Source organism: Undibacterium sp. JH2W (assembly GCF_049340425.1).
In the GTDB taxonomy this organism is placed as follows: Bacteria; Pseudomonadota; Gammaproteobacteria; order Burkholderiales; family Burkholderiaceae_D; genus Undibacterium.
Genome location: NZ_JBMPOT010000012.1, coordinates 145,517 through 168,600, shown reverse-complemented (window position 1 = coordinate 168,600; position 23,084 = coordinate 145,517). Strand labels below are relative to the sequence as shown.

Annotated in this window: 20 protein-coding genes; 13 read left to right on the top strand and 7 right to left on the bottom strand. The window is 53.2% G+C overall.

The window, feature by feature from the left end; translation table 11 throughout:
- Nucleotides 1-210: 210 nt before the first annotated feature.
- The 3 genes from ACO0LC_RS19145 (at nucleotide 211) to ACO0LC_RS19135 (ending at nucleotide 7,484) form a co-directional block, all read left to right on the top strand.
- Entirely contained in the window at nucleotides 211-3,519 is a 3,309-nt protein-coding gene (locus tag ACO0LC_RS19145; RefSeq protein ID WP_423005998.1) for a hypothetical protein, read from the top strand.
- Entirely contained in the window at nucleotides 3,516-5,171 is a 1,656-nt protein-coding gene (locus ACO0LC_RS19140) for an SWIM zinc finger family protein (RefSeq protein ID WP_423005996.1), read from the top strand. The genes ACO0LC_RS19145 and ACO0LC_RS19140 overlap by 4 nt, the downstream gene beginning before the upstream one ends.
- A 381-nt stretch (nucleotides 5,172-5,552) precedes the next feature.
- Entirely contained in the window at nucleotides 5,553-7,484 is a 1,932-nt protein-coding gene (locus tag ACO0LC_RS19135; protein WP_423005994.1) for a reverse transcriptase family protein, read from the top strand.
- A 200-nt stretch (nucleotides 7,485-7,684) separates the two neighbouring features.
- On the opposite strand, the gene ACO0LC_RS19130 is transcribed toward ACO0LC_RS19135, so the two are convergent.
- Together ACO0LC_RS19130 and ACO0LC_RS19125 are read right to left on the bottom strand one after the other, a co-directional pair.
- Nucleotides 7,685-8,155 (bottom strand): cache domain-containing protein, encoded by a 471-nt coding sequence (locus ACO0LC_RS19130; protein ID WP_423005992.1) that lies wholly within the window; start codon nucleotides 8,153-8,155, stop codon nucleotides 7,685-7,687.
- A gap of 206 nt (nucleotides 8,156-8,361) precedes the next feature.
- Nucleotides 8,362-9,126, bottom strand: coding sequence for a creatininase family protein (locus tag ACO0LC_RS19125; RefSeq protein ID WP_423005990.1), 765 nt, complete (start codon nucleotides 9,124-9,126; stop codon nucleotides 8,362-8,364).
- Between the two features lie 508 nt (nucleotides 9,127-9,634).
- On the opposite strand from ACO0LC_RS19125, the gene ACO0LC_RS19120 reads away from it, so the two are divergent.
- Entirely contained in the window at nucleotides 9,635-9,988 is a 354-nt protein-coding gene (locus tag ACO0LC_RS19120; RefSeq protein ID WP_423005988.1) for a DUF1428 domain-containing protein, read from the top strand.
- Nucleotides 9,989-10,197: 209 nt separating this feature from the next.
- On the opposite strand, the gene ACO0LC_RS19115 is transcribed toward ACO0LC_RS19120, so the two are convergent.
- A complete protein-coding gene (locus ACO0LC_RS19115; protein ID WP_423005986.1) occupies nucleotides 10,198-11,124 on the bottom strand; it encodes a LysR family transcriptional regulator in 927 nt (308 codons plus the stop codon).
- Nucleotides 11,125-11,246: 122 nt separating this feature from the next.
- Here ACO0LC_RS19115 and ACO0LC_RS19110 point away from each other — a divergent pair, with 122 nt between their 5' ends.
- The 3 genes from ACO0LC_RS19110 to ACO0LC_RS19100 all read left to right on the top strand — a co-directional run bounded on the left by ACO0LC_RS19110 (nucleotide 11,247) and on the right by ACO0LC_RS19100 (nucleotide 13,338).
- Complete coding sequence (locus ACO0LC_RS19110) at nucleotides 11,247-11,987, top strand: SDR family oxidoreductase (protein WP_423005984.1); 741 nt, start codon at nucleotides 11,247-11,249, stop codon at nucleotides 11,985-11,987.
- A 131-nt stretch (nucleotides 11,988-12,118) separates the two neighbouring features.
- The gene (locus tag ACO0LC_RS19105; RefSeq protein ID WP_423005982.1) at nucleotides 12,119-12,331 is read left to right on the top strand and encodes a tautomerase family protein; all 213 of its coding nucleotides are present in this window, start codon (nucleotides 12,119-12,121) and stop codon (nucleotides 12,329-12,331) included.
- Between the two features lie 302 nt (nucleotides 12,332-12,633).
- Nucleotides 12,634-13,338, top strand: coding sequence for a glutamine amidotransferase (locus tag ACO0LC_RS19100; protein ID WP_423005980.1), 705 nt, complete (start codon nucleotides 12,634-12,636; stop codon nucleotides 13,336-13,338).
- Nucleotides 13,339-13,416: 78 nt separating this feature from the next.
- Here the strand turns inward: ACO0LC_RS19100 and ACO0LC_RS19095 are convergent, their stop codons facing one another.
- Complete coding sequence (locus ACO0LC_RS19095) at nucleotides 13,417-14,304, bottom strand: LysR family transcriptional regulator (protein ID WP_423005978.1); 888 nt, start codon at nucleotides 14,302-14,304, stop codon at nucleotides 13,417-13,419.
- A 167-nt stretch (nucleotides 14,305-14,471) separates the two neighbouring features.
- On the opposite strand from ACO0LC_RS19095, the gene ACO0LC_RS19090 reads away from it, so the two are divergent.
- Nucleotides 14,472-15,641: an agmatine deiminase family protein gene (locus tag ACO0LC_RS19090; protein WP_423005976.1), complete on the top strand. Its 1,170-nt coding sequence runs from the start codon at nucleotides 14,472-14,474 to the stop codon at nucleotides 15,639-15,641.
- Between the two features lie 110 nt (nucleotides 15,642-15,751).
- Here the strand turns inward: ACO0LC_RS19090 and ACO0LC_RS19085 are convergent, their stop codons facing one another.
- Nucleotides 15,752-16,642: a LysR family transcriptional regulator gene (locus ACO0LC_RS19085; RefSeq protein WP_423005974.1), complete on the bottom strand. Its 891-nt coding sequence runs from the start codon at nucleotides 16,640-16,642 to the stop codon at nucleotides 15,752-15,754.
- Between the two features lie 145 nt (nucleotides 16,643-16,787).
- Between ACO0LC_RS19085 and ACO0LC_RS19080 the strand changes: the two genes are divergently transcribed.
- The 3 genes from ACO0LC_RS19080 to ACO0LC_RS19070 all read left to right on the top strand — a co-directional run bounded on the left by ACO0LC_RS19080 (nucleotide 16,788) and on the right by ACO0LC_RS19070 (nucleotide 18,568).
- Nucleotides 16,788-17,651, top strand: coding sequence for an MBL fold metallo-hydrolase (locus tag ACO0LC_RS19080; RefSeq protein WP_423005972.1), 864 nt, complete (start codon nucleotides 16,788-16,790; stop codon nucleotides 17,649-17,651).
- An 83-nt stretch (nucleotides 17,652-17,734) separates the two neighbouring features.
- Entirely contained in the window at nucleotides 17,735-18,124 is a 390-nt protein-coding gene (locus ACO0LC_RS19075) for a nuclear transport factor 2 family protein (RefSeq protein ID WP_423005970.1), read from the top strand.
- Nucleotides 18,125-18,148: 24 nt separating this feature from the next.
- A complete protein-coding gene (locus ACO0LC_RS19070) occupies nucleotides 18,149-18,568 on the top strand; it encodes a hypothetical protein (RefSeq protein WP_423005968.1) in 420 nt (139 codons plus the stop codon).
- Here ACO0LC_RS19070 and ACO0LC_RS19065 read toward each other — a convergent pair whose 3' ends face one another.
- Nucleotides 18,569-19,435 carry a LysR family transcriptional regulator gene (locus ACO0LC_RS19065; protein WP_423005966.1) on the bottom strand — a complete coding sequence of 289 codons (867 nt, stop codon included), beginning with the start codon at nucleotides 19,433-19,435 and terminating at the stop codon, nucleotides 18,569-18,571.
- Nucleotides 19,436-19,531: 96 nt separating this feature from the next.
- On the opposite strand from ACO0LC_RS19065, the gene ACO0LC_RS19060 reads away from it, so the two are divergent.
- A complete protein-coding gene (locus ACO0LC_RS19060; RefSeq protein WP_423005964.1) occupies nucleotides 19,532-20,449 on the top strand; it encodes a DMT family transporter in 918 nt (305 codons plus the stop codon).
- 17 nt (nucleotides 20,450-20,466) lie between these two features.
- A complete protein-coding gene (locus tag ACO0LC_RS19055) occupies nucleotides 20,467-21,828 on the top strand; it encodes an aminopeptidase P N-terminal domain-containing protein (RefSeq protein ID WP_423005962.1) in 1,362 nt (453 codons plus the stop codon).
- 35 nt (nucleotides 21,829-21,863) lie between these two features.
- Here ACO0LC_RS19055 and ACO0LC_RS19050 read toward each other — a convergent pair whose 3' ends face one another.
- Nucleotides 21,864-22,589: a metallophosphoesterase family protein gene (locus tag ACO0LC_RS19050; protein WP_423005960.1), complete on the bottom strand. Its 726-nt coding sequence runs from the start codon at nucleotides 22,587-22,589 to the stop codon at nucleotides 21,864-21,866.
- Between the last annotated feature and the right edge of the window lie 495 nt (nucleotides 22,590-23,084).

Below are 23,084 nucleotides of genomic sequence, written 5' to 3'. Positions count from 1 at the left end.
AAATGCTTGCGTGATTGCTGCACGCATTTTATCACGCACTTTTTTTACGCATGTGACAGTATGTAAATACTGTGAAAATCCATCTTTGTAGCTAAACGTAAGTATGTATTGTTGGCAAAATAAACGATGTCATAATGCTTCGCTTTATGATACCGGAAATGCTGAAATTGTCTTGCGTTTCCGGCTGGCTATATTTTCCGGAGCATGGCTATGCAAGGCATGATTAAATTAGTGAAGCTGGTGCGCATGCAGCCCAAGGAGCGGCATTGCGAAATCGAGCTGTCACAGGCACCGCAGGCTGAAGGTGCAGCACCTGTCTATCTGGTCAATGTGCGTGAGGGCCAGCCCGATGCAGAATGGCAGGAAAGCAGCAAGACCCCTTTCCCTGTTGGCCTGAGCCAGGCAGAAAGCCTGTTTGCACAAGTGCTGGCCAGCAAGCTGGAACAGGGTTTTGTGGATACTTCTGCACCCACTATTTCTGTTCCATCGCCTCAAGCCGGGCCCGACGTCATCAATAGTGATGCCATGCAATGGGGCCATTCTTCGCAAACCCTGGTACACAAAATCAGCAAACCAGCTTCCTTGTCCGGGCAAGAAAAAATCCTGCTGGACAGGCTGCCACCACGCGCCTGGCCGGGCATGTCGCGGGCCGAGCGCACGCGCACGGTATGGCGCATAGGCGAACGCCGCTTGCTTGCTGCTGTGCCACGCCTGGTGGAATTATTGGGTACGGCCGATGCCATGCTTGACTATTGCATAGCCTATGCCATAGGTCGTTGCGGTGACGCTGGCGCAAAAGTCGCCATGCAGGAGCTGAGCCTGCGCTCGCAGGATGCACATGTCCGTCACATGGCCCTGCAAGCCTGGCTGGCATTGGCAACACCGGAAGAAGCACAGCAGTATGCACATGACTTGATCGCGCAATGGCCAGCAGACTTGCAAGCCGCCTGGCAAAAAGCCCAGCTTGCCGCCAGCCTGCAAGCAGGCATGGATGAAATCCTGCTGCTCTTGCCTGCTGCCAAAAACTGGCAAGGCTGGCGTCATGACGACTGGCTGGAGCAACTCGAGATGCTGGCCCGGGCCGGCATCTCGACTTTGGCGCGCCCCTTGTTGCTACAGCAGTTGAGCAGTTTGACTGTGAGTGTGCAGGTATTCCGTGCCTTCCGTCATTTGTACAAGACGGCAGAATTCCATGCTGACGCCGAATTGTTTGGCATCTTGCATCAGCGCTTTGAAAAAGCCTGGCCCTTGTTCTTGCTGACTTCCCATACCAGCTATGTCTACCTGGAAAGGCGTTACGTCAGTTATGCCGATGAAGTCAAAAAACCGAATACCAGAGTCGCCTATTCCAGCCTGACCCGCGATTATCTGCGTCGCCGCACCTGGCGCATCTTGCGCCGTCTGGGCGAGCTGGAAAGTACAGATTTCGCCAGCATGGCAACCGGCGTATTGCTGGCCTGTGACGATGCGCATGCTGGCAAGGCGCAGATACAAAGACTGGTTAACTGGAATTACCAAAGCCGTTCTTACACGACGGAACTGCGCTATCTCTCACCCTATGCCAGCTGGATGGTATTTAACCAGCTTGTGCACCAGCATGATAGCGATGTCAAAACCAGCCGTACTGCACTCAAGTGGTGGATACCCGCGACGACAGACGATCTCGATTATCCGCCACGCACGAAACGGCAAGAAGCCTTCCCCAAATTATGGGATGCCGCACCAGAAAAATTGCTCTACCTGCTACAACATAGTCTTTGCCTGGGCGTGCATGCATTTGCCGCCCGTGCCCTGGTCGATAACCAGGCTTACTGTCAGCAATTGAATATGGAACAGTTGCAGGGTTTGCTGCAAAGCGCCTATCTGCCGACCAAAGAATTTGCTTTTGCTATCGTCAAACAACGCTTGGCACAGCAAACTCCAGACCTCAACTGGCTGATGATTTTGCTGGCGACGGATTATCAGCCTGCCGCAGATTTTGCGCTGGACTTTATTCGCAAGACGCCAGAGCTGTATGCGCAAAACGCTGGCCTGATCCTTGCGATGATCACCAGCCCATCGCAAGGCGTGCGCGAAACTTGCCGTTTGCTGGCGCATGCTACGACTGCTGCGACACGGCAGCTCATCTTGAGCCGCTTGTCCATCTGGGCAAGGCAGACCACCATGGCGGTAAACCAGATCGACACTTTGCGAGATGAGCTGCAATGGCTGATCCAGAATGTGCTGGCAGAACAAGTCGCGCAATTGCCAGACCAGGATATTGCCGTTTGGTGCGATTTGCTGCAGTCAACGAACTTCTGGCAGCAGGCGCTGGCGACGGATATCTTGCTGGCCCACCCGGCTGGCATCGCCCATGTCTCACCATTGACACTGCGCGACTTATTACAGGATGCAGACCCTGGCAGGCAAAGCCTGGGCAGCCGTTTGTTTGCCGCCTTGCCAGTCGATGTATTACGCCAGCAGCCTGACCTCGTCGCCACCCTGGCAACAGCACTGGATACGCGTGTGCGGGCTGCCATGACACCGGTGATTACCCAACTCGCCAATGATGCTGCTTTTGCTGAAAAGCTGTTGGCACACTTTATCGATGTCATCTTTCGCAGTGATAACGCCGATGGTGAGGAGAGTGTGCACGCTGATATCATCCACTGGTGCAGTGGCCCTTTGCTGGCAGCTACGCAGGCCCTGCCTGTCGATGTGCAATGGCGTTTATTGCAGGCCCGCAGCAAGGGCGCGCAAGAACTGGGTGCCATGCTATTGATACAGGTGAGTGGTACATTGGCCGCCAGCCTCAGCGTCCTGCAATGGGCTCTGCTGGGCAGGCACGCCGTCCTGCAAGTACGACTGCGGGCACAACATTACTTCAGTCAGCATGTGCCTGAAGTGCGCGCCAACCTTAGTGAAGCACTGCGCTTACTCGATACCCGCTGGCCAGAAACCCGCTCCTTTGCAGCAGATTATTTTTCCCGCAATATCAGTGCTGATGAATGGTCGCTGAGCCAGTTGCTGGCCCTGTGTGACCATCAGCAAGCTGCCATACAAAGACTGGGCAGGCAGCTTATCACCCGCCATTTCAGGGTGGAAGATGCGGCGGAATATGTCCTGAGCCTCGCTCAACATCCATCCGCCAGCATGCAATTATTTGTCAGCCAGTGGCTGGAGCAAAGTGTGCAGACTTGTGGTGACTTGCCATCAGCCTTGCAACACTTGCAGCAATTGCAGCCTTATTTCCTCAGTGTCTTGTCGCATGTGAACAAGGCCCGTACCGTGAAAAACCGGGTGATACGCTTCTTGCAGGAACAGGGCTTATCGTCGGCAGAGCATGCCCAATTTGTTGCCCGGATCTTTACCCGCCAGGTATTGACCGTGGCGATCCAGGACAAGGAGCAATACATCCTCGGCCTGACACAGTTGCAGGCCAGCTACCCGACCCTGGCTGATACAGCCGACTGGCCCATGCAACTGATTGCCCCACGCTTGCACAAGGATGCAGCCATGATCTCTGCGGAGTCTGTATGAAGTTTGAATACCGCTACTTTGGCAATAGCCAGGTGAATGACAGTGCCACTGCCACCAGCATGCAGTTCGCACCTGATACTTTGCGCACTCCCACTTATTTTGCTGCCACCCTGCAACCCACGCTGGCACTGGCTTACCGCGAAGCCATCAGCGCCATGCATGATGTGGTGGTGTCTGACCTGCGCACCCAGCCCAAGGACAGGACAGCTTACTTTGCCTGGCTGGCAGAGAATGAAGCCAGCCTGCTGGCCGACTTCATGGCGCAGGAAAAAGAGCTGCGCGAAAGAATCGCCCCTGTGCGTGCAGAACTCACCAAGGTGCAAAATCAAAAGTATGGCCTCATGCAGCCTTTCTACAAGGCACAGCTTGAATACTTTGATTATTTGTACAAAGAAAATCGTGACATGTGGATAGTGCTGGACCCTGTCATCACGGTGCATCCCGACAAGGTTTTCTTTGAATGCTTTAGCCGCGATGAATCGACTTATGCCAGCCTGAGCTGTCGCCATAATGTCTTCAAGCACCTCGGTGAATTTGCCTGCGGCACTACGAATATTGATTATTCAGCAGACCTGTATGCAGAATTCCAAAAGATACGCGCCTATAAAGAAACCCGCTTTGAAATCCAGGCAGATGGCTTCCAGGTACAAACCGGCCATGATGAGCAATACCATGAAGCCAAGATAGATTTGCCAGACAGCTGGATGCGTGGTTTTTTGCAGGTCAGCACGGCCATGTCCCTGCCTGCCCACAAGCTCGATTTACACCCCATGGATGTGCACAGCATTTGCCACATCCTGCGCCGCAAGACTGAGCGGGTAGGGCCGCGTTCGATACGCTTCACTCTTGAGCCAGGCCAGCCCATCAGCATGCTGTTTGAACCCTGGGGCATCAAGTTGGTGTGCCAGCGTTCTGTCTTCACTGGCAAAGAAGCCGCAGAAGTCAGGATCTGGGGCCGCCGCCGTCTGCTGACGCTGGAGAGGCTGATCGCTGTTGCTGACAAGTTCAGCGTCATGCTCATGGGCACAGGCTTGCCCAGCTTCTGGATCGCTCATCTGCCAGATATGGATTACACCCTGGGCTTGTCCGGCTGGACGGCGAATGACTGGTCACGTGCCGGGCAATTTGATTTGCTGGCCCCACGCCTGGATGTCGATGACACGACGGCACAAGCCGTGGCACATGCCTTGTCGTCGCAATGGTCGGCCAGCACCGCCAGTCTGGCGCAGCAATTGCAACTTGATAGCAAGCTGGTGGCATCGGCCCTGACTGGCCTCATGCAGGCAGGTCGCGTGGTGTATGACGCGGTTGACCAGGTGGCACGCTGGCGCGATCTGGTGCGCGAACCCATCAATGTCGCCAGCCTGCGCTTTGCCAGTGAACGCGAAGCCCTGGCAGCCCAGCTCGTGCATAAAAACCTGTTACTGGATTTGCAGTCTTCTGTTATTGCCGAGGGCGGCATCGAATGGAAAGCCAGCGTCAGTGCCAGCCTCACCAATACCAAGAAACTCAGCAAGACCATGATCAGGCTGGACAATGATGACAGGCTGGTGGAAGGCAATTGCAGTTGCGATTACTACGTGCGCAACCGCATGTTCCGTGGGCCTTGTGAGCATATGCTGGCTATCCGGCAAGTAGCCAATAACAAGTGAGTTGCTGATTACAAGTTTTTACATCGTAGTTATTTACAGGAGGTGAGCAGGACATTAGAATAGATTTTGGCAGGAAGGCTCTTGCAATCCGGATGGTGTATCGCCATCCATGTTTTTTGCTTAGCTATGCATCACTGAGTTTCTCTTCACTGTGCCGGAAACGACTACCGGCGTGATGACGATGTGGATTCCGTGAACCCCATCACGCCGGTAGTCGTTTCCGGCGTCGAGTGGAGCCTCTCAGTCTGAAGGCTCTTCGATGAGCTTCCTGCCGCTTTCCCTTCTTTTGTCTGGCTCACCGTTTTTGTTCTATTTGGAAAACGTGAATTCTTTTGCACACTGATTACATCAGGCTCTCAAAAGAAAACAGAGACCAGCGTCATGACACAACAACAGCCACAGGCCGCACAGACTACCGCCGCAGCATCTGACAAACCCTTGTCACAGATGACACGCGATGAATTGTATGCCCACCTGCGCACGACCACCAAAGATGCTGTAGTCTTGCAAGAGATGCGTCGTCTCGGTTTTTGGCCCGCTGACAGCGGCAAGCCATCGGTGACCGATGAACTCATCACCCGTGAAGCGGCACTCAGCAAAGAATTGTATGAGTTGACGGATCAACTGCGTCGCGTACAAGACCCCAAGGCTGCGCTGCGCGACATGCGCAAGCAGCGTATGGCGGCAGCAAAAGAAAAACGTGAGCTGACCAAGCAAAAACATGCGCAATTGCGTCACGCCAAGGCGCTGGCCTGGCAAGAAAAGCGCCAGAACGATATCGGCTATCTGGGGGAGGGTGTTTCCACAAGCTTGAACTACACCAGCACCAATACCGACAAGCTGGCACGCTATCAATTGCCAGCGCTGCAAAAATCCCTGGACCTGGCGACAGCTATCGGCATACCGCTGGCAGAATTGCGCTTCATGAGTTTCCAGCGCAAGGTCAGCCAGGTCAGCCATTACCAACGCTTCTCTATCCCCAAAAAGACGGGGGGGCAGCGCTTTATTTCTGCCCCCATGCCGCGCCTCAAGCGTTGCCAGTATTGGGTGCTGGATCATATCCTCGCCAAAGTGCCATGCCATCCTGCGGCCCATGGTTTCTTGCCGCAACATTCCATACTTAGCAATGCCTTGCCGCATGTGGGCCAGGCTGTGGTCATCAACCTGGACTTGAAAGACTTCTTCCCCAGCATAGAATATCCGCGCGTTAAAGGCGTGTTCAAATCCCTGGGCTATGGCGACCAGATTGCCACCCTGCTGGGTTTGCTGTGTACTGAACAGGCAACAGAAGAAGTACGTGTCGATACCCAAAAATATTTCGTCGCTGGCAAAAAACGCAGCCTGCCACAAGGTGCACCATCCAGCCCCATGATCACGAATATTTTGTGTCACAGGCTCGACAAACGCCTGCATGCCGCAGCGACCAAACTGGGTTTTGTGTACACCCGTTATGCCGATGACCTGACGTTTTCCAGCAAACAAAAAGAACGTCCTCCTGTCGGCAAACTCCTGTGGCGCGTCAAGCATATCATTGCCGATGAAGGTTTCACCCTGCACCCCGACAAGCAGCACATCATGCGCCACAGCCAGAAGCAGGAGGTCACCGGCATTGTCGTCAATCACAGCCCCACCATTGATGCCAAGACCCTGCACCGCTTTCGCGCCACCCTGCATCAGGTAGAAAAAAATGGACCGGCTGCTTATCACTGGAATGGCAATACCGACGTGCTGGGTGCGCTGGAAGGCTATGCGCGCTATGTCTGCATGGTCAACCCTGCAAAGGGCCAGCCCTGGCTGCAACGCATCAAGGCCTTGCGTGCACGATATGCGGCGCAAGCGCAGCCTGCACCTGCTGCAAGGCCAACACTGCGCCAGCAAGTGGCCAATGGCAAGACGCCACAAAGAGCTAACGGCCAGGACTGGTGGCAGGCAAGAGAGGCCGCCGCGCCTGTGCTGGAACAAACCACGCAGCAAGTGGCAGCAGAAAAAAAAGCAGTGAAGGAAGAAAAGAAGGCGGCTGCTGCACCCGCAGTCAGGCTGCCTGGTGATGTGGAAAATAGTAATCACCAAACTGCCAGCGCTGCAAGCAGGGAAAACTATACCGCGACAGAAAAAAACAAACTCAATAGACGCCTGTATGGCACGCTGAGCCGGGTCTTTCAAGTCTTTTTGTGCGCCATATTCTCAGGCAGCCTGCACAGTCTTTATCCATTTACATTTGGCATAGCGCTTGTCGCCCTCAGCCTGATCACCGGCCGCAGCAGTCTTGTGTGGGTCATGCTGATGCTGGTGTTGAGCGTGATTTTGTTATAGCCAGTATAGCCAGAGTGGTGCGCATGGCGCACCGCTTTTTATCCGGCATTGATTGTTGATGGAAATAGCAGGGTAGGGGAAGGTATTTGGTTGTAATCTGATTACGGTAGCTGGCCGTGCAGAAAAATCACGGCCAGCCAGTATCGTATTAACAAAATAAATTGAATGCAGTGAAGCTTAAGAGCAGATTTATTTGTAGATTATTTGTAGATACCACAAGCAAAATAAATATCGTCAACCCGCTCTACATAAGTACTTTTGGGTTCCAGTGCCTTGGTCACCGGGTTCACCCATTTATAATCTACCCAGCCCTTGCCTTCTTTGTTGCCTGCGACAGCATTGATTTCCTTGACAAAAAATTTGCCATCGCCATCACGCATTTCACCCAGAGGTTTTCCCAAAAGCTTGGGGTTGCCGCCATGGGCCAGGGTGACGCCACCGGGTTTAACCGTGCCGGCAAATACATATAAATCCTTGTAGATGAACTGGCCCTTGGGGTCGTTCACGGCAGCATAGGTTTTCTCAGGACCATTGGCTTTGTAGTAGGCGATGACCTTCTTGATCATGTCAGTCGCTTCTTGCGCGGTGGCGTGATCGGCAGCAAAGGCAGCTCCCTGAGCGAACAGGGAGATGGAAATGGCAAAGAAGATGCTTTTGAAAAATTGTCTCATGATGTCTCCGTTATATGTTTTTATCTATGCGGCCAGGTACTTTTGATGGATAACAACAACGGATTCAGCGTAGGCTTTGCAAGCTAATTTTGCAATGCAAAGCCCAAACTTACTTTTTCAGCACCTCGCCACAAAGCCAACAGTATCAGATTTCCATGAGGAAATGTTGATGAATATTTCAGCAAGCTAATGGCGATGGGTAAAACTCAGGCAGGTTTTTGTTCTGCGCTGTATGTCTGGATATCGCTCAATAAGCCCGCAACAGCTGTGTCTATGATTTGCTGCCCTAACTCTATGGTCGCGAGGCTTGAATCTGCACCTATGCGGCCATCCGGGAAACGGGCGCGATAATCGATGGCATCGAGGATGGGGCCAGTTGGAGGTATTTTGGGTGTCAGCTCTACCTGGCGCACCTGATCCGGGTAAGCGGCATAGGTGACAGCGATTTCTGAAGGCGTAGCATGCGAACCATGGCCGACCGGGAACATCTCATGACACAGCGATGCGACATTGGGCAAGTCCCACCAGTTTTTGAGCTTCAGCGTCAATGGACAGGTTTTGTTGTTGTACGAATAGTGCGAATAAATTTGCGAGAAGGCCGCTTCGATGGTGGCGATATTGCCGCCGTGGCCATTCAAAAAATAAATGTGGTCAAAGCCATGGCGCGCCAGCGACAAAACCCAGTCCTCAATCGCTGCCATGAAGGTTGAAGGCCGCAGCGAAATCGTACCGGCAAAGCCCAGGTGATGCTGCGCCATGCCGATGTTGAAGGTCGGTGCCAGCATCAGGGTCTGGCCGTTTTGCTGGGCGACTTTTTCGGCAGCGGTGGCGATGATCTCCGGGCACATCCAGTCCGTACCCAGCAAGCCCATGGGGCCGTGTTGCTCATTCGAGCCTATGGGGATGATGACGGTTTTGGACGTGTTCAGAAAAGCCGTGATTTCGGGCCAGGTGGAATAGGCGAGACGCATGGGATTACTTTCAAATCGGGGTGGGCAGGATGCTGCTGGAGTGCTGCTGGGGTATTACTTGTGCGTCCGCTGTGGGTTTGCTAGGGACGACAAAATTCGCAGCCTCTATCTTGCCGCAAATTTTGAAAAACGCCAAATTTTTTTATCTCCCCCCCATCGCCCGTTTGGCGGTGGGATATAGATTTAAGGAATCAATAATCAGGATTCAGGATTCAGGGATCAGCAGGATCAGTATGGTGCTGGTTTAGTACAAGTACAGTACTTGCACAGTGCTTGTATCATACTAGCACCAGAGTGCTCTTGTGCTATCGTAAGTTGATGTTTTTAAAGGATAAATTTGTAAAATATTTTTTGACTCGATGCAAAAATAAACTTTACCCTGATCAAAAATTGTAGATTAAAATTCAGCCACAGCGGCAAGTCAGCTTGTGTATTTTTGTTGCTGTATATGGCACTTGAATCCACCATTTTTTCCTTCATCTAGCCGCGCCTGACCAGGAGTTTTTTCATGAAATATGTCGATGGATTTGTACTTGCTGTCCCCAATGCCAACCGCGAAGCCTACCGCCTGTATTCAGAAAAAATATCACCGGTGTTCAAAGAATACGGCGTGCTCAATATCGTTGAATGCTGGGGTGACGATGTGCCTCCCGGCAAGCTGACTTCTTTCCCCCTGGCCGTGCAATGCAAGGAAGATGAAACCGTGGTTTTTTCATGGATGACCTGGCCATCGAAAGAAGTGCGTAATGCGGCCTGGGAAAAAGTCATGGCAGACCCGCGCCTGAATTCAGAAAGTAACCCCTTGCCATGCGATGGCAAGCGCATGATTTATGGTGGCTTTGAGGTGTTGGTGGAGTTGTGATTTGTTGAGGTGATGGATGCAAAATTGAACCGCATAGCAATGTAGGTTGGGCTACGCTTCACCAGCCCAACACTGGGCGTTTAAATGACGTATACGTTTTTTGAGGCCGAGTGTTGGGCTGATAACCCGTAGCCTAGCGAGGCCCGGCCCAACCTACGAAATTTGATTGTGCTCAGCAATTCCCACAAACATCTGTTCTTTCATCAACCTCACCCCATCTTACCCTCAAGCGGCAAGACCCCAAACTTCTGCTCATACAACCCCACCAGCCAATCCACAAACACCCGCACGCGCGGTGATAACTGGCGGCGGTAGGGGTAGAGGGCGGTGACTGGCAAGGGTGGGCTTTGCCACCCGGCCAGCACTTCTACCAGGCGGCCATCGCGCAGGGCATCGGCGATGTGGAAGCGCGGCAGCTGTATCAGGCCGCAACCAGACAGGGCGCAGGTGACATAGTTCTCGGCATCATTGACTGTCATCCAGCCACCGACATCAAACTCTTGCACCTGACCGGCTATGTTTAGCACGATGGGATAGTCTATTGCTGTCGTGCTGGAAAAGAATCTGACGGCCTGGTGCAGCATCAAATCATCGGGGTGGTGCGGTGTGCCAAACCTGGCCAGATAAGCCGGGCTGGCGCACAGCACTTGCGGCATCAGCGCAAGCCGGCGTGCTACCAGCGTTGAGTCACGCGGGTTACCGCCGCGTATCACGCAATCCACCCCTTCACGTACCAGGTCTACCAGGCGGTCACCACTGCTGACCACCAGGTCTATGCCGGGATAACGCTCGCGAAATTCCTGTATGTGTGGCAACACGACTTGTGTCGCATGGGTGCCATGCATGTCTACTCGCAAGACCCCACGCGGATTGGCGGCCACATGCCGCATCGATGCTTCTGCATCATCGAGTTCACTGATGATATGCACGCAGCGCTCATAAAAAGCCTGGCCATCCAGGGTCGTGCGTACCTGACGCGTGGTGCGCTCCAGCAGGCGCGTGCCGAGGCGGGTTTCGAGTTGCTTGATGGCATGGGTGGCGCTGGCCCGGGGGATGTCCAGCATATCCGCCGCCCGGCTGAAACTGCCGGTTTCAACGATGCGGGTGAATAGCTGCAGGGTATCGAGGCGGTCCATGATTGTTGAGCTGGGTTGAATTATGTTCTGAGTTTATCAGTATTTATCTTGCTGGGTTGAATAGTTAAAGTGTAATCCATGCAGACATATCAGTCTGGATGATCTTCACCAAGGAGAGAAATATGAGTAATGAAATAACTAAGACCGCCATCGTCACCGGTGGCTCGCGGGGCATAGGCCAGGCCATTTCCCTGCGCCTGGCGGCAGATGGCTTTGCCGTCGTCGTCAATTACGCGGGCAATGTCGCCAGGGCGCAGGAGACCGTCAGCGCCATACAGGCAGCCGGTGGCAAGGCGATAGCGGTGCAGGGCGATGTCAGCGAGCCTGAGGACGTGGCGCAATTGTTTGCCACCGCCAAAGAAGTATTTGGCCGCATAGACGTGGTCGTCAACAGTGCTGGCAGCATGTCCATGACCACGATCAACACCAGCAATGTCGATGCCTTTGACAAGCTCATCGCCATCAATTTGCGCGGTGCTTTTTTGGTATTGGCTCAGGCAGCACAGCATGTAGAAAAAGGTGGGCGCATCATTGCCTTGTCGACCAGCGTGATTGCCAAATCCTTTCCTGCTTATGGCCCCTACATCGCCAGCAAGGCCGGGGTAGAAGGACTGGTGCATGTGCTGGCCAATGAATTGCGCGGGCGTGATATCACCGTCAATGCCGTCGCCCCCGGCCCGGTCGGCACCGAGTTGTTCTTCAACGGCAAGACGGAAGAGCAAGTCAATAACATCGCCAGGATGGCACCGATGGAGCGCATAGGCACGCCAGCCGAGATCGCCTCCGCTGTCGCCTTCCTGGCTGGCCCTGATGGTGTGTGGGTCAATTCACAAGTTTTACGGGTGAACGGCGGTTTCGCCTAATTTATTTTTAATGGGACTTACGCAAAACCGCCCCAGCTGCGTTGCAGCTCCTAGTCGTACTAAAGTACTGTCTTCGTCGCTACGCCTTGCTGGGACAATTTTGCGTAAGTCCTATTTAAAGGAAAAAAATCATGCCATTTGCCAATTTCAAATTCCTTGAAGGCATCATCGATGCCAGCCGCAAAGAAGAAATCATTCACCGCACCACCGCCATGTTCGTCGAATATTTCGGTGAAGGCGTGCGGCCTTATACCATGGTGCTGGTGGAAGAAGTCACCGATGGTGGCTGGGGCCGGGCGGATGAGACCCTGACGCTGGAGAAAATGGGGATGAAGGAGAAGTAAACCTGAGTCTGGTTGAGAGCGTAGGTTGGGCCGGGCTAAAGCCGCTACTGCAGTCCTTGTAGGTTGAGTTACGCTTCATCAACCCAACACTCGGCCTCAACTAACACTTACGTCATTTAAACGTCCAGTGTTGGGCTGGTAAATCGTAGCCTAGCGAGGCCCGGCCCAACCTACGAGGCTGCGGATTCGCGGCTAAAGCCGCTACTGCAGGGTGCGGTTGTCAATGATAGTATTCAATACTATATTGTTATTGTGACGTAAGGGGAATTGTCCCGACACCGTTTTTAGAAAGTTTTTCTGGCATGAAAACCGCTCTTATCATCCACCATGTCGCTTTTGAAGACGCAGGCAGTTTTCTTGCACTTCTGAAAGAGCAGGACTTTGCCATTCAGGAAGTCAATGCCAGTACCCAGAGTTGGGCCTTGCTAGACCCGCTGGCAGCCGATGTTTGTATCGTGCTGGGTGGCCCTATCGGTGCCTATGAAGATGACAATTATCCCTTCTTGTTGCAAGAGGTGTATTTCCTGCAGCAACGCCTGCATGCAGACTTGCCTACCCTGGGCATTTGCCTGGGGGCACAAGTGATGGCGCGGGCGCTGGGGGCCAGTGTTTATCCTGCTGCTGCCAAAGAGATAGGCTGGTATCCGCTGACGATGACGAACGAAGGCAAGGACACGCCAGTGCGGCATTTTGATGCACGGCATTGCAATATGTTCCACTGGCATGGCGATACCTTTGATTTGCCAGAGGGCGCGCAATTGCTGGCATCGAGTGAGGCTTGCCACAACCAGGCATATAGCTGGGGCAAGCATGGCCTGGCATTTCAATGCCACCCAGAGGTCACGGCAGCAGGGCTGGAAGCCTGGTACGTAGGCCATGCTTTTGAAATGGCACATGAGAAATTATCGGTAACGCAGATGCGCCAGCAGGCCGCTAGTCTTGCGCTGGACCTGGCACATCAGGCGCGCTTGTTTTTTACAGAATGGCTGAGGGTGTGCGGAGTGTGATGCAGGATATTTCCTGTGCCTGCATCTGTGCCTGTATTTGCGTCTGTATTTGCGTCTGTATCTCCATCGATATCTGAGTTATTTTTTTGCTTCAGCCTGCAACCAGTCAAACACTTGTTTGACGATGTCGGCCCTGGGCGTGGTCACCATGGCAGACAAGTACCAGGTCTGCCCCGCGGTTTGCGGGTAGGCATCCAGCATGCACAGGCGGCCATCATGCAGAGCTTCATCTGCCAGCAGGCGCGGCAGACAGGCAATACCACGGCCTCGTTGCACCGCATCGAGCAAGAGACGCATATCATCAAACAAAGCAAGTTTGCGGAAATGCATCAGCTCCTGCAAGAACAGCGATGCAGTTTTTTCATCGCTCAGGCTTTGTTCCAGACATAGCAAACCCGCATGCAAGTGATGTTCACTGGCGGGCAATGCATTGATGTGATCGGCCAGCGATTTGTTGGCAAGCACTACCCAGCTATCCTGCAGCCACGGCAACTCAGTCAAGCCTTCCTGCAGCAAGGGCCGGTCACTGATGCTGATATCGACATCGACTTCATCGACAAAGCGCGCTGTCATATCGGTGGAGAGCATGAGACATAGATCAGGCAGTTGCTTTTGCAGACTGGCCAGGCGGGGTTGCAGCCAGCCATGGGCGATGTGCGCAGGGCAGGTCACGACGACCAGGCCAGGGTCGAGATAAGTGGCAATCTGCCCCAGCCCGGCCTTTAGTACGGTCATCGCGCGCTGTACGCTTTTTAGCAGAACTTCTCCAGCGACATTCAATTCCACCCCACGGCCCACGCGGCGGAACAACGGCTGTTTCAGTTGCTCTTCCAGTTGTTGTACTTGATGGCTGATAGCCGATTGGCTAAGGTGTAACTCATCTGCCGCTCTGGAAAAATTGCCATGCCGGGCTGCTGCTTCAAAACCTGCCAGCAAAGTCTGTGAAGGAAGTTTTTGTTTTGACATGGATAAGATATGAGAAAACTTGATTAATAAGGACAAATAATATCGCTTTTTCTCATGATTAAAGTCAAGGACAATTCTGTACATGCCCAGATCACTGAGATATCTTGCTTTTAATGCAGGTATTTTCCAGTCTGCTTGACGCTAACATGAGAAAGCCAGAGAAAATGATGAATACCAAACGCAGAAATTTTTTGACCAGGACCATACACACCAGCGCCATCGTGCTTGCCCCTGGCTTGCTATATGCCTGCGGTGGCGAAGCCAGTTCAGAAGTTGCCAATACGCCTGTGAGCCTGACAGGCAGCAACAATAGCGCACCAAGTCAGACGGCTGAAGCCTGGCGCATGCCAGATGAAGCCGATCCACATGCAGCAACCTGGATGGCCTTTGGTGCATCAGAAGCCATCTGGGGCCGCCGCCTGTTGAATCCGGTGCGTGACAGCCTCGCAGGCATCGCCAATGCGATTGTCGCCTTTGAACCTGTGAACATGCTGGTGCGCCAGCAAGACCTGGCCCTGGCAAAACAAAAGTGTGACCCGCGCATCAAACTCATCGTGCAAGAAATCGATGACCTGTGGTTGCGTGATACTGGTGCGGTATTTGTACTTGGCAGCAAGCGCGCCAAAGCCGGGGTGGGTTTCAATTTCAATGGCTGGGGCAAAAAGCAGGCCTATGCACTGGACCGCCAGGTGGCAGCAGGCATGGCCAGGCAGACTTCCAGCAGTTTCATCAACAGCAGCCTGACGCTGGAAGGCGGTGGCATAGAAGTCGATGGCAGCGGCACGGCCATCATCACCGAGAGCTGCGTGCTCAATGCCAACCGCAATCCAGGTGTGACAAAAGCAGAATGCGAAAAAGAACTCTTGCGGGTACTCGGCATCAAAAAAGTCATCTGGCTACCTGGCATTGCCGGGGCCGATATCACCGACGGTCACACTGACTTTTATGCGCGCTTTGTTAGGCCCGGCGTGGTAGTGGCCAATCTGGATGATGATACTTCGTCGCCAGAATACCAGGTCACCAGACGCCATCTCGACATCTTGCGCAATAGCCGTGATGCACAGGGTCAGGCCTTGCAGGTTTTCCCTATCCCGGTACCGAGATCAGTGCGGCCAGCATTTGAAAACAAGAATTTTGCGGCAGGCTATATTAATTTCTATGTCTGTAATGGCGCCGTCATTCTGCCAGAATTTGGTGATGCAGAAGCAGACAGCTACGCAAAAAAACAACTGGCTGACCTGTATCCGGGCAGGCGTATCGTGCAGTTGAACATAGACCCGATAGCAGCAGGCGGTGGCGGCATACATTGCACGACGCAGCAAGAACCGCTGGCATAGTCACGGACTTGTAGAATCGTGCAGGGGCATGTAGGAGCGGCTTCAGCCGCGAATGGTCGCGGACTATTGTTGACCATTCGCGGCTGAAGCCGCTCCTACGAGCAATCAAATCACCAGGGCTGGCTGGCAAATTCTGCCACCAGAAAATCCAGCAAGGCACGTACCGCTGGTGACAAATGGCGGCGTGAAGGGAAGAGGGCATAAATGGTTCTGTCCGGTGCTTTCCATTCAGGCAGGATGATGTGCATGTCGCCTTTACGTACATGGTCACCCATCAGATAGGTCGGCAACACACTAATGCCCGCGCCAGCCAGCGCAGCTTGCAACAAAACGGTCGCGTCATTGGCATTGAAATGGCTGGCGATATCGACTTGTACGGCCACATCCTCGCGCTGGAAATGCCAGGTGTTGCGGCCATAATTGATGTGGGTCAGACAGCGATGCGCCGACAAGTCTTGTGGATGTTGAGGCAAGCCAGCCTGGTGCAGATAGGCGGGCGACGCCACCAATACCGAATCACACACTGCCAGTGGCCGTGCTATCAATAAGGGATCAGGGTCACTACTGATGCGTATCGCCAGATCAATGCGCGCTTCCACCAGATTGATGGCGCTGTCACCCGCATGCAAGTCTATCTTCAGCAAGGGGTGCAATGCCAGGAACTTGCAGACTGCGCGCGCCAGGTGTGCAAATGCAAATGATGCACTGCAAGTCAGGCGCAATTGCCCGCGCAATTCTGCATCGTCGCTGCGGGTTTCTTCTTCTATGTTTTCCATCAGCGCCAGCATTTGCTGGCTGCGGCGCAGGCATTGTTCACCGGCATCCGTCAGCGTCACGCTGCGCGTGGTTCTTTGTAGCAGGCGGGCATTGAGCCAGCTTTCCAGCTCACTGACATAACGCGTCACCATGGCGCGCGACATGTCCAGCTTGTCAGCGGTCGCACTAAAGCTGCCACTGGTCGCCACCTCGCAAAACACCCGCATTGCTGTCAGTCTGTCCATGATTTTCCCGTAATTTGATCGAATTTTGAAACAGTAATGTGCATTTTAACGGGTTTATCTGATTGAAAAATGAAATTAAACTGCAAGCACTGAATCGCTGAAGATTCATCAACTGATACTCAACTGATACATACTGGAACCCACCATGCTGCGAACTACCATCCTGGCCACTACCCTCGCCCTCACTTTCGCCTCTGCCGAGGCAGCCACACCTTTGCAGGTTAAGGTTTATACCGCTGACGGCAATAGCTTCAATGTTAATTCCACCCTGGTCTATGGTGAAAAAGAAGCCATGGTGATCGATGCTGGTTTCACCCGTGCAGATGCCTTGCGCATCGCTGCCAATGTGCTCGATAGCGGCAAGCAACTTAAAACCATACTGGTCAGCCAGGCCGACCCTGATTATTACTTCGGTGTAGAAACCCTCAAAGAAATCTTTCCGCAGGCAGAAGTCGTCGCTACGCCAGAAGTGCTGGAAAAACTGTCTGCCAAAGTGGCAGCCAAAGTCGCTTTCTGGGGACCAAAACTTGGTGTCAATGCGCCACGTACCCCCGTCTTGCCCAAGGCATTTAAAGGCAATAGTCTGACTGTCGATGGTGAAATGGTAGAACTGCGCGGCAATAAAGGCTTGCTGGCACACCGCCCTTATTTCTGGATACCTTCGATCAAGGCCATCGTCGGTGACATCGGCGTGTTTGGCAATTATCACGTCTGGACAGCAGATACCCAAACCCTTGCAGAACGCAGCGCCTGGGTTGCACAGCTCGATGAAATGGCCTCACTGCAACCCAAAATTGTCGTCCCCGGCCACATGAAACCAGGCACCGCCATCGACATCAGTGCGATTACTTTTACCAGGGGCTATTTGCTGTCATTCGAAAAAAATGCAGCGGCGACGAAAACTGGCGCAGAGTTGATTGAGGCCATGAAAAAAGCCTACCCTGATGCGCCACCAGGCTTGTCTCTGGATATCGGTGCAAAAGTGAATAAAGGTGAGATGAAGTGGTGAGTTTGCTCAAGTCAATTCACTAGAAAGGCACTGAACATGGCGAACGATGGTTCGCCATGTTGCTAACTGCGAAGCGTAAAAAAATGAGCAACCTCGCTATCATCAAAAGCACTTACGAAGGCAAGACCTCGGAAGAAAACGGCAAGAACCTCGAACGCTATCTGGCGACAGACGCCAGCTGGACAGAAGCGAAAGGTTTCCCCTATGCCGGTACTTATATTGGCCTCGCCGATATACAAAAGAATGTCTTTTACCGTCTCGCCACAGAATGGGAAGGCTACAAATTCACCGTGGAAGATTATGTCGCCAGTGGCGACAAGGTCATGGCTTATGGCACTTATAGCGGCAAGCACAAGGCAAGTCAGAAGTCTTTTACAGCCAGGGTCGCCCACCTGTGGCAATTAAAAGAAGGTAAGATCATCCGCTTTGAACAGTTTGTTGATAGTATTCCTGTTGTTGCCGCCACTAACTGATCGCTACCGATCATCAAAGATAAAATGCGTATCACATTGTTTCTTGTTTTACTTTTTTCTTTACATTGCGCTGTCGCTCAGCCGCAAGAAATAACTCATTCTTCATTCCGCTCGGGTAGTAAAGAACAGATAGAGGAGAGAATGGCTAAAGTATTTCCAGGGGCAGCAGTAAAGGAATTTGAATATGACGGAAAGTCTTTTATTTCTGTGATTGTGGATACAGGCTTCGGGACTTATCGTAAAGACGCATATTTATATTTGAAATCGAAACAGGATAATCATTTTTCTTTGCTGGTTTTCCGTAGAAGCAATTCAAGCGAAATCACCATCAAACAAGAAAGTGATGGCATCTCCCTGATTTCAAGTACAGGAAAAAAATTGGTTTATTTACCTAAAGAAGCTTTGAATCTCGATTTTGACCCGAATGAGCAAGCTAAACCATAACTAAGACCCACGCCGCTCACTCAGCACCTGCATAATCTCATTCGCCAGACACTCCGCCGCAGGCGAATTATTTTTCCTGCCCTTGATCAGCACAATATCCAGCGGCGCTATCGGTTTCAGCCCTTCTGCTTTGCCCAGGCGCACCAGATGTGCGGGCACGCTGCATTCGGCCAGGGCGGCGATTGCCAGGCCCGCTTCCACCATTGCCAGTATGCCCAGCAGGCTGGGGCTGCTGTAGGTGGAGTGATATGGCAGGCCGCTTTTTTCCAGTGCCGCGAGGGTATGGGCGCGGGCGACGCAGCCCTTGTCGTACAGGGCAACTGGCAGCGGACTTTTTTTCCACACTGCATGTTTTTCTGCACCTACCCAGACCATGGGTTCGCGGCGTATGAAGGCACCATCGAGGCCTTCATCGCGGGTGACGAAGGCCAGGTCGATGGCACCTTTCTTCAGCAAGGGCCTGAGCAACAGGCTTTGCAGGCACACCAGCTCTATTTCTACGCCAGTGAATCTCCTGGAAAACCTCTCCAGCACAGCAGGCAATAGCGAGGACACATAATCGTCGGGCGAACCCAGCACCACCTTGCCCACCACTTGTTGCGTACGTAATGCATTCAGTGCCGCCTGCTCGGTCTGCAATAGCTGACGAGCATAGGGCAATAGGGTTTCACCCGCCAGCGTCAGGGCGATGCGCCGGGTATGCCGTTCAAACAGGGGCTGGCCGAGGCTGGTTTCGAGTTTGCTGATCTGCATACTGACTGCGGCTTGTGACCTGTGCACTGCTTCTGCCGCACTGACAAAGCTCAGGCGTTCGGCGGCCAGCACAAAGGTGCGCAACTGGCTGAGGTTGAGTTCAGGGAAATTCATGATTCAGTTTTTCGAATGTATAACTTCAATTTAATCAGCTTGTCTGATGCATCAACAAAACCCATGATAGCGCAATACTCTAGCAGGGAGCAAAGCATGTCTGCATCACCAGTCACTATTCCATATAAGCGCCACGCCACTCTGGCTTACATCGCCGCCATGCTGATGCTGGCAACGCTGGGCATATTTATTCACGAAGCGGGCCTCGATGCGGTGACGACGGTGTTCTTCCGCTGCCTGTTTGCCGCCATCGCGCTGGCACTGTATTGCACGTACAAAGGCATGTTTGTTGCAAGCAATTTCTCCCGCAAGAACCTGGCTCTGGCTGTGTTTGGTGGTCTGCTCATGGTGCTGAACTGGGTCACATTTTTTGCCGCCATACAGCGCATCGGTATTTCTGTCACGACCATCGTTTTTCATGTACAGCCGTTTATCGTCCTGCTGCTGGGCGCGGTATTGTTCCGCGAAAAAATCGCTGCCAACAAACTGGCCTGGGTAAGCCTGGGCTTTGCCGGGCTGGTGCTGGCTTGTGGCTTGCAGGCTGGTGACATGCAGATGAGCGAGCAATACTTGACGGGTTTGTTGCTGACACTGACAGGTGCTTGCGCCTATGCCGGTGTCACCCTGAGCACGCGCGCCATGCGCAATATGCCGCCGCATTTGATTGCATTGATCCATTGCCTGGTTGGATTGATCTTGTTGGTAGGCTTCATCAGCTTGCCTGCCGGTGGCATACAGATACAGCAATGGGCATGGCTGGCTGGCCTGGGTTTGCTACCCACCGCGCTGGCCTATGTGCTGATCTATGGTGCTTTGCCCAAGATGCCCACTACGGCAATTGCTGTGCTGACTTTTATTTATCCAGCGACGGCAGTTGGGGTGGATTACCTGGTCTATGGCCAGCGCATCAGCCTGGTGCAAATGCTGGGCCTGATCCTGATCGTGCTGGCCAGTCTGGGTGTCAACCTGAACTGGGCCTGGCGTCCAGAAAAACATGCAGCTAGCCAGCTGTAAAACCTTGAGGATGTAGTATGTCAGAACTCGTATCCACGCACATTTACGCGAATAGAAGAGCCAGGCTCATGGCGCATATGCGTGCCCTGGGCGGTGGTGTCGCCATCATCGCCAATGCCGCAGTAGTCATGCGTAACCGCGATGTGGAATATCCCTATAGGCACGACAGTTATTTTTATTACCTGTCCGGTTTCAGTGAGCCCAATGCTGTGATCGTGATCGTGCTCGTGGCAGGGGAGCAGAATGAGTCCATCTTGTTTTGTCTTGAGCAAGACCCTGAGCATGCAATCTGGCATGGCTTTCGCCATGGTCCCGCAGGCGCGCGCGCACATTTTGGTTTTGATACGGCGTATTCTGCGACTGTTCTGGATGAACAGATGCCAGGTTTGCTGGCAAATGCAGCTGCTTTGTATCATGCGCAAGGCAGCAATGCCAGGCTGGATGCTGGCTTGCAAAGCTGCTTGCACAAGCTGCGCCAGCAAGCCCGCAATGGTGTACGCCTGCCAGCTGTCACCCACGATGTGCATGCGATCCTGGATGAGATGCGCCTCATCAAAGACGAGTCTGAAATCGCACTCATGCGCAAGGCGGCCAGCATATCGGCCGCAGCCCATGCGCGCGCCATGCGATTTACCCGGCCCGGCCAGACTGAATACCAGCTGGAAGCTGAATTGCTGCATGAGTTCCATCGCCAGGGGGCAGCAGCACCAGCCTACCCGGCCATCGTTGCCAGCGGTGCCAATGCCTGTGTATTACATCACAATCCCGGTGCCACCGTCATCAAGGCGGGTGAGTTGGTGCTCATTGATGCGGGTTGTGAATACCAGGGCTATGCCTCCGATATTAGCCGTACTTATCCGGTCAGTGGCAAGTTCAGCGCGGTGCAAAAGACTTTGTATGAGATTGTGCTGGCGGCGCAACTGGCTGCCATCGCAGCGGTGCGCCCTGGTGCAAGATTCATGGACCCGCATCAGGCAGCCATCAGGGTATTGGTGCAAGGCATGCTTGATTGCGGCCTGCTGGACAGTGAGCAATGCGGCAGTGTCGACGATGTCATCAGTCATGGCACTTATCGGCAATTTTTCATGTGCCGCACCAGTCACTGGCTGGGCATGGATGTACATGATGTCGGCGCTTACCAGGAGCCAGCAGATGCCGGAGAAAACCCCTGGCGCATGCTGTGCCCCGGCATGTGCCTGACCATAGAACCCGGCATCTACATACTGCCCGCACCTGGCGTGCCTGAACAGTACTGGAACATAGGCATACGCATAGAAGATGATGTGCTGGTCACTGACCATGCTTGCGAGGTATTAAGCCACGCCGTACCCAAGACAGTGGTAGAGATAGAGGCCTTGATGGCCAACAGGAAGGTGTAGGCTTCCCTGCTCAGTGCAGTGCAGTGCAGTGCAGTTCAGCGCCGGTGCAGCGTAGCCCAGGGCACTTCATGATCATGCTTGCCCGCCACGACGACATTGCCATCGAGATCGCTCATCCCGCATAAACCTACTCCATAGGCGTTAAAGCCCAGGCGCTCGCGGTGCTTGCTGTAGTCGATGCGGTCATGGTGGTGGCCATGGAAACTGCGGCTCACGCGCATGCGCTGGGCCAGTTCATCGATAGCGGCAAAACCATGGGGATGGGCACTGGGCGCTTCGTGGGTGACGAGGATGTCGGCGCGCTGGCTGGCCAGGTAGTTGTAGTCGGTCGGGAAGATAGAGCTGTAGTGCTTGCGAGGCAAGCCAGCGCGCCAGCGGTTTTCTTTACCGGCTTTGGCGGTGTATTCCCTGTGCGTATGAAAATTCTTTGGCCCTGGCGGTATCCAGATATGGCCGCGGAACACACCACCCAGACCGGCAATCTTATATCCCGCTACGTCGACCACGCGACCATGCAGGTTGCGATGGGCGAGGGCAGAGCCAAACAGATGGTCGTAGTCAGCATCGGTATCGGTGTCATGGTTGCCATGGATATACCAGACCTCGGTCAAGTCCAGGATGGTGGTCAATTCCACTTCCAGTGGTTGCCTGGCTTGCAAATCGCCTAGAAAAACGATGGCAGCCGGGCGCTTTTCCTGCACGGCATCAATCACGTGCTGGAAGTTGCCATGGGTGTCACCGCAAAAAAAGATGTCTGGCATGCTGGGCTTTAGTTTATATAAATGCTAGTTGTATTTTTGCAAGTTGTTGATTTATTCGGATGTCCAAATGAAAGTCTTGATCAAGACCACGCCCGACCTTGTCTATGCATTGTATCAAAACTGTTTGCCCATACTGACTATGCTGCAGGTTTGAAGTGTTAGACAGAACAAATAGAATATCCATAAGGCAGGCAGTTTTTGCCATCCTATTTTGCCATCATAAATTGGCCCGCGGCTGGCAATGCTTATATCTGGGCCTATGACAATAATGCCGCTTATCTGTATGCCTATAGCCTGCAAGCACGACAGGTTTGCAAGCGGCAGACGTTGCCATGATAGGTATTTTCAATGACAGGCTCAGTTTAGCCAGTGTGCCCTTGTTTGAAATTTCCTAGCATAAGCAATCTGGCATGCCCGGCTTTAAGTCATACAAATGTCACTTGTGTTTTTATACATCGCTGATATATTCGGGTTTCCAAATTGCTAAGGTTGATG